The organism is Bdellovibrio sp. HCB274 (assembly GCF_047306075.1).
GTDB lineage: Bacteria > Bdellovibrionota > Bdellovibrionia > Bdellovibrionales > Bdellovibrionaceae > Bdellovibrio.
Genome location: NZ_CP178623.1, coordinates 2,386,165 through 2,399,016 on the forward strand (window position 1 = coordinate 2,386,165; position 12,852 = coordinate 2,399,016).

Here is a 12,852-nt window from a genome sequence, read left to right on the forward strand (position 1 = left end):
TATAGAGGATTTGAAGGGGTGACTGAAAATCTTTCTGTGAACTTAGGCTGCCTTATTTAGAGTAACTGCTCCAGCACCCATTGGGGGTCGTCAATTGGCAGATCATGCCCCGCTGCGTCATGCATCTTGGGTTCAACTCCCCAGAGTTTTCCCAACTGCAAAGTACAGTGGGGCGACACCAATCCATCACCAAAACTGCCCAGCAGATTGACCGACTTCGGCAAATTTTTAGGAACTTGAAAACGTGAAGCCGCCAGCAACTGGCGCACGACGTTTCCGCGAAGCTCGGGATACTTTCGCGAGTACTCCACTAATCCCGGAAGCTCCGCCTGACGGCGAGCAAAATCATTCGTTGTCATCGCAAGAACAGTTTGCTCATACAATTCAGGATCCTTTGCCGCAAAAAACAAACGCAATGTCGGCAGATAGTTGCGCAGTTGATAGCGCTGATAAAACGCGGACGTGCTGGCAGAGCTGGTGCAAATCAAGTGCGCTTTCTCAACTTCCTGAGGGTGATCGTTCAACCATTGGACCGCGATCATTGCGCCCAGGGAAATCCCTAAAAGATGAAAGCTTTCGTTTTGTTTTACGAACTGCGACTGCTGACGAAGATCTGCGACGTATTCAGAAATCGCCAGGGGACTTTGCTCCTGATTGCGTTCACCATTTCCTGGCAAATCAATCATCTCGATCTGATCATTCGGAAAAAACTTTTGCATCTTCTGGGGGAAAGAACCCCAGTGACCTTTTCCTCGGGCAAGGCCCCTGATTAAAATCCATTTCTTAGGTTTTTGCATACCACAGCTCCTGCGCTTTTACTTCGTGCGCTCCGATTTGCGACTCCGTCAAGTGCGCCCAGGCTTCGGGATTTGCGATCGCGCGAATCATGAGCTCCATCAAAGTATTATGGCGACGCAAAGTGCGCTGATGCCGATGACCAATCAAAGGATTGAAAGCCCCATCCGCCCGCAACAATTGCGAGGGATGTTTTTTCACCCACATCCACGAACCCATTTCCAGACACAGTGGCAAAAACTTTTTGCCTCGGGGAACGCCGTTATGCTGCAGGTACAGATAATCCCACAAATCGCCATGGGTCGTGTAAGTCCCTGCCTGCGGCTCGACTTTATAAAAATGATGGGGATAGGTTTGATCCAAAAGAGACTTAAAGGAATGCATCAAGCCCAATTCCGGAAACGGTTTTTGCGTTTTTGCATAGGGAAACCACAACCGATCCTGCAAACCAAATCCCGAATGACAATCCAAGGTGATGGCCAGGGAACTTTCCGCGATTTCCTGCTGCACTCCCCGAACCAGTGCCTGAGATTCAATCTCCATGGGCTCATTTTCTTTGCCGCGATACCAGGGAAGCTTATTGGAATAGCGATGTCCACCTAACCAGCGCGCGGGCTTGTCGGCATCAATCGGCGCATTTCGCATCAAATCCACCCCGCGCGGATTGCATCTGGTTTTTTGCAAAATGCCGACGGGATTTACGGTGGGAATAAAGAATACGCGAATATCCTGCAAGGTTCGCTGCATCTGACGATCCCAGCGAACGAGTTCAGAAAATGAATTTAGCAAGGCCACTGTTACCTGCGAGCCGATTCGTTCCAGGCCATGAACTCCACCCACAATTCCCAGAACCGGCGCCTCGGGTCTGTCAGTCCCGAAGGAAACTTTATAAATTGGCAGCTGGATATCCCCACCCTGGCTGTAGGCCAAGACTTCGGAACGAGCTAAATCACCGAGGGAATGGATCCGGGATTCAATTTGTTGGATCTCAGGAATGGTACTCATTGTCAGCTCCGACATTAACGCTTAAAGCCAAGTGCTTCCGTTGCTCCGATTTACCAAGAGAAGTATCCTCTAATTCTAAATGGGAGACAACATGACCCTTGAAACTTTATTAGAAAAAATGTGGGTGGATTACTGCAAATTAAACCCCGCTGCCAAAAGCATCCATGACCTTTTCGTCGCTGAGGGTGAAACGGTTTTGAATGACCACATTGCACTTCGCACCTTTAATCATCCGCGCTTGGGGATCGAATCCCTAGCCAAGCAATTTAAAAAATTCGGCTACGAACAAAAAGGTGAACCGTATATCTTCACAGAGAAAAAACTTTTCGCCCGTCACTACGAACATCCGGATGAAAGAATGCCGAAAATCTTTATTTCTGAATTGGAGCTGGAGAAAGTATCTCAGTTCATTCGTGAAACATTGAACAAACTGGCTGACTCCATTCCACAAAACGTGATCGACGGTGAAGATTTCTCCATGTGCGGACGTCCGTGGGATATGTCTTATGCACTTTACTCTGACCTTGCGAAAGAGTCTGAATACGCTTCATGGGTTGCGGCTTACGGCTTCCGTCCGAATCACTTCACAGTGAACATCAACAACCTTAAAAAATTCCAGGACATCAACTATCTAAATGATTACCTGCAAGGCAAAGGCGTTGTTTTGAATAAATCCGGTGGCCTGGTTAAAGGCACTCAGGCTGATTATCTGGAGCAATCTTCCACGATGGCTTCTGAAATCCCGGTGAAGTTTTCTGACGGCACTTTCAATATTCCAGGTTGCTATTATGAGTTTGCGAAACGTTATAAAATGGATAACGGCAAGTTCTATCAGGGTTTTGTCGCTAAATCCGCAGACAAGATTTTTGAAAGCACTAACAAGCAAAAGTAAACTGCTTCCGAAAAACAAAAACCCGCTTCCTGAAGCGGGTTTTTTATTTGTTATAACTGCGTGGGAAAGCCTTAGGCGATCTTGCGGATGATCAGATTTTCTGTCTCTTGATCATTTTTCTGGGAAGACCAGTTCGGATGCGCCTGCAAAAACACTTTCACTAACTGCGAATCAAACTGCGTCCCCGAGCAACGAACCAGCTCTTCATACACCACTTCATCCGGTAAGCCTTTACGATAAGCGCGGGTCTGCGACATGGCATCATAGGTATCCACCACCAAAATCACCCGCGCAATAACATCAATCTTATCGCCGGCAATTTTGTCGGGATAACCCGTTCCATCGACGCGCTCATGATGACCACGGATGGCTGGAAGTATTTGTTCAAAAAATTTATGATTTGCTAAGGGCTTGATGATTTGTTCACTCATCACGGGATGAGAGCGCATGATCTCCTGCTCGGCAGGATCAAGTTTTCCGGGCTTCGCGATAATTGACTGACTGACACCCATCTTACCGATGTCATGGAAAAGGCCGGCGAACTCCGCTAGCTTCTGTTCGTATTCATTCAGACCCGCATCGCGGGCGAGCTTGCGCGAAAGTTCCCCGACACGACAGCAATGAGCATAAGTCTCAGGGTCGACAGTTTTCAAAGTTTGCATCAATGACTTGGCAGAATCATAGGCCCACGACGGAATATTTCCCCACTTCGAAGACATGTCACTCCCTTCATTCCCTTAAAAACTTTTCGGCCTTGGTCTGGATAAACTTAACTGAATCTAGCACCCGATTCTCACAGTGAGACAAGTTCCCGTTGACAGGCTTGGGGATCACTTTGAAAATATAGCCATCGCCAACCTGAGGAGCCAAGATGAGACAACTACTTCTGATTTTCACCCTGATCACTCTGTCTGCAGGCTCCGCATCCGCGCAGAAAATCAAAGTTCGCAAAGTTAAAGGCAACACCGCTATCGTGGAAAGCAACTCCCCGCTTAGCCCCGGTGCCGTTTACGATCTTATTTCCCAGGATCAGTTCGGTGATGAAATGGGCATGGCGACGCGGGATCATTTTGTCGGTATGAGCTTTGGTTTTTCAAACACCAAGTCTGATGCGCAAAATGCGACCAACGAATCGAGCATGAGTTTAGATATGCGCTTTGGCTGGAACTTGGCGACTTTTGAGGTGGGCCCCCTTGTTCAATTCAGTATGAATCATGCAAATGACATCACCTCCACAGCATGGAAGTTAGGTGGCTTTGCGGATTATAATCTGGTTCCGAATATCACAGGCGAAGCATTCTTATATGGCCTGACGGCTTGGGGTGCTTTTGGAAATATTGATCGCGGCAACGGCACGAAAGTGGATGTCGTCGATGCGTTCGGGGGCCTTGTGGTTAAATGGTTTCCCACTTCCAGTTCAGCGTGCTTCCGATTTGATTTGGGATACATGTATGAGCGCCAGACTGTAACGGGCGGCTTTTATGCAAACACAGGCTTCACTGGAACTGCCGGAATTTTTGCTTACTACTAAGCTGTGACCACCGCCAGAACCATCAACAAGAGAGCGCAGACAAGAACTATTTTTAGCGACATGCACTCTCTCCCTGATACCTAGGCTGGGTTTATCATTTCTGACACTGAGCCTGGTAGTGTTTCAGCATTGCTGCCTCAATCGGTCCCCGCTCTTCTTCATCCATAATATAAACACCAATTGCACGTTCCGGATCACCTTCACTGACGACTCCGCGATAAATTCCCGGAGAGTGAAACGTTTTCGTCTGTTCATCGAAATAAATCACACCGTTCTGCAATGGATTGTTTGAATCATAGACGACGATCGCGGGTTTGTCACCGATTGTCCGAAACTCTTTCGCGACGACCACGTGTTGGTCATATCTGCCGAAACGTAAATTCAAAAGCGTCAGGCGATTGCCTTTCAAATTTCTCTTTAAGGTTGAAAACGTCAGCAGGTTATCAACCGTGCTGCGATTGTCCTGGGCACCTACAACCATCGACAGATTGGAGCCTCTAAAAAAACGCTCCTGCTGTGCACGCTGCACATCCATCTTAAATGTCTTCCAGTAAGTATCCCCATTCACAACTTCTTTGTATCCTTTGTTGATTATTGGAAACAAACCATCCGGCTTTTGGTCCTCGCGGGCCCAGGAGGATAACAAAGACAGGTCCGAGAATTTTAGGACTTCATAGTTTTTAAACGGCGTTTTTAGCATGCGCTCGCGCCCATTCCCCGTTTGCACAGGGCTGAGTTCGTGACCACGCACCATATTCAAGGTTCGCCGCATCAGCTCCTGCTTATCAAGCTCTTCTTTTTCCTCGAAACGCGCAAGGTAGAACATCTTACGCTGAACGCTGGCCAAGCCCCAGCACACTCCTAAATTAGGACCGCCGGACTTGAAATACCAGTTTTGCACAGGGATGTGATAAAAAATGTGAAATGCTGATCCCGGTTGAATGGCCGAGTAAATACTGTCGACCGAAAGATTACGGCAAGACAGGTCTTTCACCAAAGTATCCGTAACAAGCTTGCTATCGGCAGCCCACGTCTGCCCCGGTTGCAAACCCATTCCCACCAGTACGCCCACGATAAGTCTTTGAATGATTTTAGTCATGGAACCCAACGGAGCAATCCTTAGACCACCCCGAGAGCCAATAGAATCCCATTGAGTTGTTTACTATTTAGACACAGAAACACAGAGGGGCACTCACTTTAGAAGCTAAGCCCCATCCCCACCGTACCGTAGAAGGTATTTAGCTCTGCTTTTTGGTTTTTTACCGAGTCAACAAAGGCATAACGTTTGATACCAAATCCCGCCTCGCCAAATAATGTGTCAGTCCAAAGAACCTTACCGTGGAAGTTCAAAGACATCGAGGAATTCAATTTCACTGAGTCCTTCAAACTTTGTGCGTAATAGATGAACTCCACATCCACCCATTTTGGATAACGGAACAAAGGCACCAGGTTAAATACATCATCAAACAGCTTCGGCATGGAACGCGCCCAGAAAACTCCGCCACCCATCATAGGTGCCGCAAGCTCTCCGAAATTAACACTTTGATAAGAGGCCATCAGCCCCACGGTTTCATCGCGATTCCACAAGCCCGGAACAAAGCGATATTTCAAATCCGCAGTTAACACATCCAGCGGAGCAGTTCTGCCCGCGGTGCTGACTTTGATTTCATTTACTGAACGGAAGTACTTAACACTGATCCCCCAACGCTGGCGGGACAACCAATAATTGGTCCATGAAAACAGATCCTCGAACCACTGATTGTAAGCTACTTCTCCCATGAAAACGAAGTCAGAGGAAGATTGAGCCACCGACAAGCGCGCTGAAAGCTCGCGCGGGAAACCTTTGTAAATTTCAAAGTATGAACGATATTCCTGACCTTCGTAATCCAGATTCATGTAGGAGCGGTTGATCTCGCCACGGTCAGTGGCCTTGATTCTCCACATGAATTCCTGAGGCTCGTCTTTTTCCACAGTCACTGAATTTTGGACTGTGTTCAAAGAAACTTCCTTCAGCTTACGTCCGAAAATTTTGATATTGTTGCTGTAAGTTCCTGTGGGAGTTCTCTCATGCAGATAAAGTCGCGACTGACGACGCGGAACCACCGACAGATCAAAGCGCTGCTTAAACACACCGCCGCCTTTGCCGGGAAGATAAACTTTCGCATCATCTTTTTGAATCGCTGCTGCCCAGTATTTGCGCTCATCCCCGATTGTCGATTCAAAGCCGATCATCTTTGTGAGTTTTAAATATTGATCTGGATTTAGTAAGACCGAACGCCCTAGAGGACGGGTCTCGTAACCCACGATACGCACCACACCTGGTCTTGCCGTATCGGCGATATCCATCAGCTGCAGTTTGTTAGGCTCAACCAAAAACTCGTAGCTTTCGCCCGTGGCAAGCTCTGCAAAAAAAGAAGTGGGACCCTCAGAGGGCGCCGCAGTCGACTGACGAAGGCTTGCTTCGTTGTTGTTCAGTAGCACGCGCGGAGTTGTTGCATCAACGCGGGCTTTACCCAAGACGACTTTTCCGTCCGGCAGCTTTTGGTTACCGTACCACTGTGAACACAAGCGAGTGTATCCACGCCCGACCTGATGAGACAGACAGAAGCGAAAGATCTCATTCAGTTTGCCAAAAGGCGAACCCGCCTCTTTGAAATTTTGAATCGCAAAAGCACTGCCGAAAAATCCGGAAGATGTCAGCTCCGTTGGCGGCACCTTTTGCGCCAATAAACTTGCACGCCAAGCTTGTAATTGCGTGGTCCACTTTTTCTGCTCGGCCTCTTTGATCTCATACTGCCATAACACGTTTCCGGTACGCGAAATCATTTCCAGGGAAGCTCCCCCCAGAATTTCCACGGGCCAATCGATAATCAATGCTTCCGCATTTCTTTGATCCGGAGGCATCACTTTCACCAGTTGAGGATGTGCCTGCCCCAACGGCATTAATTGAAAGTTAAAGGTATTTTGATTCAAAACCACGGGACCGATTTTCAAAGTTTTGCCGCTTTGAACGGTCAGATCGTATTCCAGTTCCATGGGAGGCAAAGTGACGCCATTATCGATCTGATCGAAAAACATGGGTTTGTTATATTCTTTGTTTGCCGCGGATTTGACCGTGGACTGATGCGGGGCAGGATTTTCATCCATCGCGCCAACGCCATCCAGATTGTCTTGTGCGTGAGCAGAAAAGCTCAAAGCTGCCAGAAGAGATAAAATCAGATGCTGTGCACTATTCACGAAGGCTCCCTCACTGCAATTAAGTTTATTTAATTGATTCGTAATCAACAAGCTAAATTGTTGGACTGTCTATGATTTTCGGATTATGAATGGCTCTAATTCGAAGGAGAAAGAATGTCTTCAGCTCGCACGGTTTACCACATGAAAGTCGAACAAATCATCGATCACACGCCGACGGTTCGTGAATTGGTTCTGAAAACTGAGAGCCCCGCTGAATTCAAATTCAAGGCTGGTCAATTTGTAATGTTGAATGTTCCCCAAGGGGAAGCAAAACCTGTTTTGCGCGCCTACTCAATCTCCAGTGATGACAGAAACCCGCACGGCTTCCGTCTTCTTTTTAAATTCGTCGAAAACGGTGTGGCCTCGACGTTTGTTTGGAACCTTCAAGGCGGCGAAACTTTAAACTTCACCGGCCCATTCGGAAAAGTATTCTTCCAGGAACCGCCGACAAAACAAATTGTTTTCCTGAACACAGGCACTGGCCTTTCCCAACACATTTGTTATCTGCTTTCCAAAAAAGAGCAGTATCCAAATCTTCGTTACCGCATGTTGTTTGGCGTACGCAGCGAAAAAGACATGTACTACCAACCGGAACTTGAAGCGTTGGCCAAAGAGCTTCCTGATTTCAAATACGAATTCGTTCTGAGCCGTCCGCAGGAAACTTGGACTGGAAAAAAAGGTTACATCCAAAACTTCATCTCGGAATTTGATTACAAAAACATCCCGACTACATTCTACATGTGTGGTAACGGCGGCATGATCAAAGAAGTTAAACACCAATTGATCGAAGTCGACGGTATCGAGAAAAACAAAATCTGGTCGGAAGCTTTCGACTAGAAAGTGCTAACAAAAAATCGCGCAGCTATTGAGTTGATTCTGGCCGGAGCCCTTTGGGGCTTTGGTTTTGTTGCGACGGTATTTGCCCTGCGCGCTTTCACTCCCGCAGAAACTTTGGTCTATCGTTTTTTAATCGCTTCGGTTTTTGGCGAGCTGATCTATCTTTATTTCAGAAAACCGGGCTTGCCTTCCATGGTTTCGGATTTTAAAAAGGCCCTGCCTGCCGGGTTTTTCCTGGGTGGGCTGATGATCCTGCAAACCATTGGACTGCAGTATACAACTGCCACAAAAAGCGGATTTATCACAAGCCTGTATGTCATTCTTGTGCCTTTGATCAACACTCTGATTTTCAAATCCCGCAGCAGCACCTTGAACTATGTTCTGGCCCTGGTCGCATTGGTGGGGACCTTTATTTTAATGGATGCCAACATCCAGGACATCAACATCGGTGACCTTTGGACCTTGGCAAGCTCAGTGCTGGCAGCAGGACATATCATCTACATTGGTAAAATCACCAACAAAGTCGACAACGCCTTTCGCTTTAATAATTTCCAATCAATCTGGGTTTTGATTTTACTGGCGCCACTGCTTTTATTTCAAAAGACCGTGGTGTTTACAGCGCCATGGGAATCCTGGCTGGGAGTGGGAATGCTGGGACTAGGATCCAGCATCATCGCATTTTCGATTCAGATTCGAGCGCAGAAGATTCTGTCGGATTCAACGGCCAGCATGATTTTCCTGCTGGAGTCCCCGTTTGCTGCGCTCTTTGGATTCCTGCTCTTACAAGAGCGCCTGTCCTGGTTTCAGGGTCTCGGCGCTCTGATCATTATGGGAGCCTCTGCTATGCAGATTCTTGGTGACCCTTCTTCAAAGACCACAGGAACGCCACCAAAAGGATAACCGCCCCAGATAGCCCCGTCACCCATTCAGGGATGTGCACGAAGGGTGCTGTCAACATCACCATGGAAAGAACGAAGATCGCGTAAAAAGCCCCGTGCTCAAGGAATGCAAACTTAGCCAAGGCTTCTTTTTCGACGAACATAATTGTCAAACTTCTGACGAAGAAAGCACCGATCGATAGACCGATCATGATTATGAAAAGATTGTGAGTGATTGCAAACGCCCCTACCACACCGTCAAAGCTGAAAGACGCATCCAATACTTCCAGGTAAAGGAAGCTCGCAGCACTGGCTTTATGAACGTTGTGCATAGTTTCTTCGGTCGCCTCCATGAAAGCACCGATACCGTCCACCGCGACAAACACAATCAAACCCGCCAAGCCGGATTTCAGGAAGGCATAGGCTTCGTTTTGCTGAGGCATGAAATGCGAAATGGTAATCAGAATAACTAAGGCTGCGCCGATTTCAATGGCTTCAATACGCCCCAGGAAGGCCATTGGCTTTTCCACTGAAGAAACCCAGTGTTCAATTTTTTCCGCATCAAAGAAGAATCTTAGTGCCACCATCAACAAGAAAGCTCCACCGAAGGCTGCCACTTCCAAGTGAGCAGCAAGCATCAGCGCCGCGTACTCATCCGGGCGTTTTGCTGCCATAACCAGGGCTTCCCACGGATTGATATTTGCCATGACACCAACGATTCCCAAAGGGAATACCAAGCGCATACCGAACACGGCAATCAACATACCCCAGGTTAAAAAGCGATGACGCCAAACCGGAGTCATGTCTTTTAGAACCGTGGCATTCACGATGGCATTATCAAATGACAGGGAAATTTCCAGAACGGCCAGAACTGATGCGATGAACAACGCCTGCAGACCTGCAGCCACTGTTCCGCCGTAATACTGACCGACGAAGAAAGACGCAATTAGACCAATGATCGTAATAAAAATAGAACCTGTGAAATATTTAAGCATTCCAACAAGTAATTCTATTTAAGGATCTTTTTCAAGAACTTTCCGGTTTCGCTTTCTTTAATTTTTGCGACCTGTTCCGGAGTTCCCGCCCCTACGATGCGACCGCCGTGCTTACCGCCATCAGGTCCCAAATCAATCACATGATCTGCGGTCTTCACCACTTCCATAGCGTGTTCGATAACCAGCACGGTATTGCCCTGATCTGCCAATTCTTGCAGCAGCTCTACCAGCTTTCTGACGTCGTCAAAATGTAAACCGGTTGTTGGCTCATCCAGAATGTACAAGGTCTTGCCAGTTCCACGACGGGAAAGTTCCTTGGACAGCTTCACACGCTGGGCTTCACCACCCGATAACGTCGTCGAACTTTGCCCCAGGGTCATGTAATCCAAACCCACGCGGTGGAGTGTTTCAAGCTTACGATGAATGTGATTGTGGTTTTTGAAAAAATCCAATGCTTCGGCAACACTCATATCCAGAACATCAGCGATAGACTTTTCTTTGTACTTAATGTTCAGGGTCTCGCGGTTGTAGCGCTTACCCAAACATGTGTCGCAGGTCACAAAGACGTCGCTGAGGAAATGCATTTCGACGCGAATCTGGCCGTGCCCCATACAGGTTTCACAGCGCCCGCCCTTAACGTTGAAACTGAAACGACCTGGTTCGTAACCACGCAATTTTGAATCCGGCAAATTTGCGAATAGATCACGAATCATCGGAAATAACGCCACATAAGTCGCCGGCGTTGAACGAGGTGTGCGCCCAATCGGTCGCTGATTGATATCGATAACTTTGTCGATCTTATCCAGACCTTCGATTTTCTTAAACGGAGACGGCTCGGCGTGAGCTTTGTAAAACTTTTGCGCGAGAATTTTATAAAGCGTATCAATGATCAACGTAGACTTACCGGAACCAGAAACTCCTGTGACCGCCGTCAACGTGCCCAATGGGATTTTCAAATCCACATTTTGCAGATTGTTGCCAGTGGCACCTTTAAGCTCAATAAACTGACCGTTGCCAGGACGTCGTTGTTTTGGCACCGGAATGCGCACTTCACCCTTAAGGTATTTTCCAGTTAAAGAGTTCGGATTGTTTTCCAACTCTTCCGGAGTACCTTGCGCCATTTTTTCGCCACCCAGACGCCCCGCGCGGGGTCCTAAGTCGACGACGAAATCGGCATAGCGAATGGTGTCTTCGTCATGCTCGACCAACAAGATCGTATTACCACGGTCTTTAAGTTCGCCGATGATATCCAGCAGACGATGATGGTCGCGTGGATGCAAACCGATACTTGGTTCATCCATCACATACAATACACCAATAAGGGACGAACCCACTTGAGTCGCCAGACGAATACGTTGTGCCTCCCCGCCCGAAAGTGTGCGGGAGGAACGATTCATTGAAAGATAACTGGTACCAACGCGGATCATGTAATCCAGGCGATCGGTGGCTTGCTTAACAATTTTTTCGGCAATCAACTGATCTTTGTTGCGCCATTTGATGGTGGATAAAAACTCACGCAAGTCTTCGGCACTCATCACTGCCAGTTCAGAAATAGTTTTTTCTGCGACCTTAATGTTTAAGGCCTCCGGTCTAAGACGCGAGCCATGACAGTCCGGGCAGTCATGCAAAACCATTTCCTCGCCGTCCTCGTCATCATCATCCGAAGCTTTTTTGCCTTTGTATTTGTAAACGACTTTATCCAGCTTCTTACCACCGACTTCGCCGTCAGAGAATTGTTCTTCCTCTTCCAAATCCAAAGTGCCCAGGCCATTACAGGTCTGGCAGGCACCGCGCGGATTATTAAAGCTGAACATACGGGGTTCGATTTCAGGGAAGCTGTAACCGCAGATAGGACACGCGGAATGCAGGGAGTAGTTCGTTCTTTCCCCGTCTAAAGTTTCAATAATCACGCGGCCGTTCGCCATGGATAAAGCCGTGTTGATGCTTTCGCTCAAGCGATGCTTCATGGTGTCTTTGAGGATCAATTGATCCACCACCAAGTCGATATCATGGGTTTTGGTTTTCGCAAGCTTCGTGGCTTTATCCAGTTCGATCATTTTTCCATCGACCTTGGCTTTAACGAAACCTTTCTTTGCCCAACGTTGGAACTCGGCTAAGAACTCCCCTTTTTTTCCGGATGCCATCGGCGCCAAAACGTAAAACTTTGCGCCTTGGCCTTTCTTAATAACATCATCGATAATTTGCTGCGGAGTTTGACTGCTGACAGGAATGTGATGGGTTGGACATTCCGGAACTCCGACCTTGGCGTAAAGCAGACGAAGGTAATCGTAAATCTCGGTCACTGTTCCCACGGTTGAACGCGGATTGGTGCTGACGGATTTTTGATCGATGGCAATTGCTGGTGAAAGTCCCGTAATGGAATCCACTTCGGGCTTTTTTAGCTGCTCAAGAAAATTTCGCGCATACGCTGACAAGCTTTCAACGTAACGACGCTGGCCTTCGGCATAGACCGTATCGAATGCCAGCGATGATTTTCCACTGCCACTTAATCCGGTGAAAACCGTGATCTTATTACGTGGAATGGTCACACTGACATCTTTTAGATTATGCTCTTTGGCGCCTTTTACTACGATTCCATCTTCAGCTTGTGACATAGCCTGACAGTGTACGCCGCTTTAAGGGACGACACAACTCTCAGGCCTAACGCCTTGGCGCATCACA

11 protein-coding genes are annotated in these 12,852 nt (G+C 47.7%); 4 read left to right on the forward strand and 7 right to left on the reverse strand.

Features of this window, described 5'->3' with window-relative positions; translation table 11 throughout:
• Positions 1–56 precede the first annotated feature (56 nt).
• Positions 57–797 carry an alpha/beta fold hydrolase gene (locus ACLWNV_RS11570; protein WP_413584595.1) on the reverse strand — a complete coding sequence of 247 codons (741 nt, stop codon included), beginning with the start codon at positions 795–797 and terminating at the stop codon, positions 57–59.
• Positions 784–1,800: a DUF2817 domain-containing protein gene (locus ACLWNV_RS11575; protein WP_413584596.1), complete on the reverse strand. Its 1,017-nt coding sequence runs from the start codon at positions 1,798–1,800 to the stop codon at positions 784–786. Before ACLWNV_RS11575 ends, ACLWNV_RS11570 begins: the two co-directional genes overlap by 14 nt.
• A gap of 91 nt (positions 1,801–1,891) precedes the next feature.
• Here ACLWNV_RS11575 and ACLWNV_RS11580 point away from each other — a divergent pair, with 91 nt between their 5' ends.
• Entirely contained in the window at positions 1,892–2,692 is an 801-nt protein-coding gene (locus tag ACLWNV_RS11580) for a DUF1338 domain-containing protein (RefSeq protein ID WP_413584597.1), read from the forward strand.
• A 71-nt stretch (positions 2,693–2,763) separates the two neighbouring features.
• Here ACLWNV_RS11580 and ACLWNV_RS11585 read toward each other — a convergent pair whose 3' ends face one another.
• Positions 2,764–3,411, reverse strand: coding sequence for an HD-GYP domain-containing protein (locus ACLWNV_RS11585; RefSeq protein ID WP_413584598.1), 648 nt, complete (start codon positions 3,409–3,411; stop codon positions 2,764–2,766).
• Positions 3,412–3,563: 152 nt separating this feature from the next.
• Here ACLWNV_RS11585 and ACLWNV_RS11590 point away from each other — a divergent pair, with 152 nt between their 5' ends.
• Positions 3,564–4,223 (forward strand): hypothetical protein, encoded by a 660-nt coding sequence (locus ACLWNV_RS11590; protein WP_413584599.1) that lies wholly within the window; start codon positions 3,564–3,566, stop codon positions 4,221–4,223.
• A gap of 94 nt (positions 4,224–4,317) precedes the next feature.
• Here the strand turns inward: ACLWNV_RS11590 and ACLWNV_RS11595 are convergent, their stop codons facing one another.
• Positions 4,318–5,322: a hypothetical protein gene (locus tag ACLWNV_RS11595; protein WP_413584600.1), complete on the reverse strand. Its 1,005-nt coding sequence runs from the start codon at positions 5,320–5,322 to the stop codon at positions 4,318–4,320.
• Positions 5,323–5,420: 98 nt separating this feature from the next.
• Complete coding sequence (locus tag ACLWNV_RS11600) at positions 5,421–7,460, reverse strand: hypothetical protein (protein WP_413584601.1); 2,040 nt, start codon at positions 7,458–7,460, stop codon at positions 5,421–5,423.
• Positions 7,461–7,574: 114 nt separating this feature from the next.
• Between ACLWNV_RS11600 and ACLWNV_RS11605 the strand changes: the two genes are divergently transcribed.
• On the forward strand, positions 7,575–8,297 hold the full coding sequence (locus ACLWNV_RS11605; protein WP_413584602.1) for an FAD-binding oxidoreductase: 723 nt from the start codon (positions 7,575–7,577) through the stop codon (positions 8,295–8,297).
• Between the two features lie 3 nt (positions 8,298–8,300).
• Positions 8,301–9,197, forward strand: coding sequence for a DMT family transporter (locus ACLWNV_RS11610; protein WP_413584603.1), 897 nt, complete (start codon positions 8,301–8,303; stop codon positions 9,195–9,197).
• On the opposite strand, the gene ACLWNV_RS11615 is transcribed toward ACLWNV_RS11610, so the two are convergent.
• Together ACLWNV_RS11615 and uvrA are read right to left on the reverse strand one after the other, a co-directional pair.
• The gene (locus tag ACLWNV_RS11615) at positions 9,139–10,170 is read right to left on the reverse strand and encodes a DUF475 domain-containing protein (RefSeq protein ID WP_413584604.1); all 1,032 of its coding nucleotides are present in this window, start codon (positions 10,168–10,170) and stop codon (positions 9,139–9,141) included. The genes ACLWNV_RS11610 and ACLWNV_RS11615 overlap by 59 nt on opposite strands.
• Positions 10,171–10,184: 14 nt before the next feature.
• Positions 10,185–12,785 carry an excinuclease ABC subunit UvrA gene (gene uvrA / locus ACLWNV_RS11620; protein ID WP_413584605.1) on the reverse strand — a complete coding sequence of 867 codons (2,601 nt, stop codon included), beginning with the start codon at positions 12,783–12,785 and terminating at the stop codon, positions 10,185–10,187.
• Positions 12,786–12,852: the final 67 nt, after the last annotated feature.

Coding starts and splice junctions, on each gene's coding strand:
- ACLWNV_RS11570 (WP_413584595.1), bottom strand. CDS start 797: ATGCAAAAACCTAAGAAATGGATTTTAATCAGGGGCCTTGCCCGAGGA.
- ACLWNV_RS11575 (WP_413584596.1), bottom strand. CDS start 1,800: ATGAGTACCATTCCTGAGATCCAACAAATTGAATCCCGGATCCATTCC.
- ACLWNV_RS11580 (WP_413584597.1), top strand. CDS start 1,892: ATGACCCTTGAAACTTTATTAGAAAAAATGTGGGTGGATTACTGCAAA.
- ACLWNV_RS11585 (WP_413584598.1), bottom strand. CDS start 3,411: ATGTCTTCGAAGTGGGGAAATATTCCGTCGTGGGCCTATGATTCTGCC.
- ACLWNV_RS11590 (WP_413584599.1), top strand. CDS start 3,564: ATGAGACAACTACTTCTGATTTTCACCCTGATCACTCTGTCTGCAGGC.
- ACLWNV_RS11595 (WP_413584600.1), bottom strand. CDS start 5,322: ATGACTAAAATCATTCAAAGACTTATCGTGGGCGTACTGGTGGGAATG.
- ACLWNV_RS11605 (WP_413584602.1), top strand. CDS start 7,575: ATGTCTTCAGCTCGCACGGTTTACCACATGAAAGTCGAACAAATCATC.
- ACLWNV_RS11615 (WP_413584604.1), bottom strand. CDS start 10,170: ATGCTTAAATATTTCACAGGTTCTATTTTTATTACGATCATTGGTCTA.
- uvrA (WP_413584605.1), bottom strand. CDS start 12,785: ATGTCACAAGCTGAAGATGGAATCGTAGTAAAAGGCGCCAAAGAGCAT.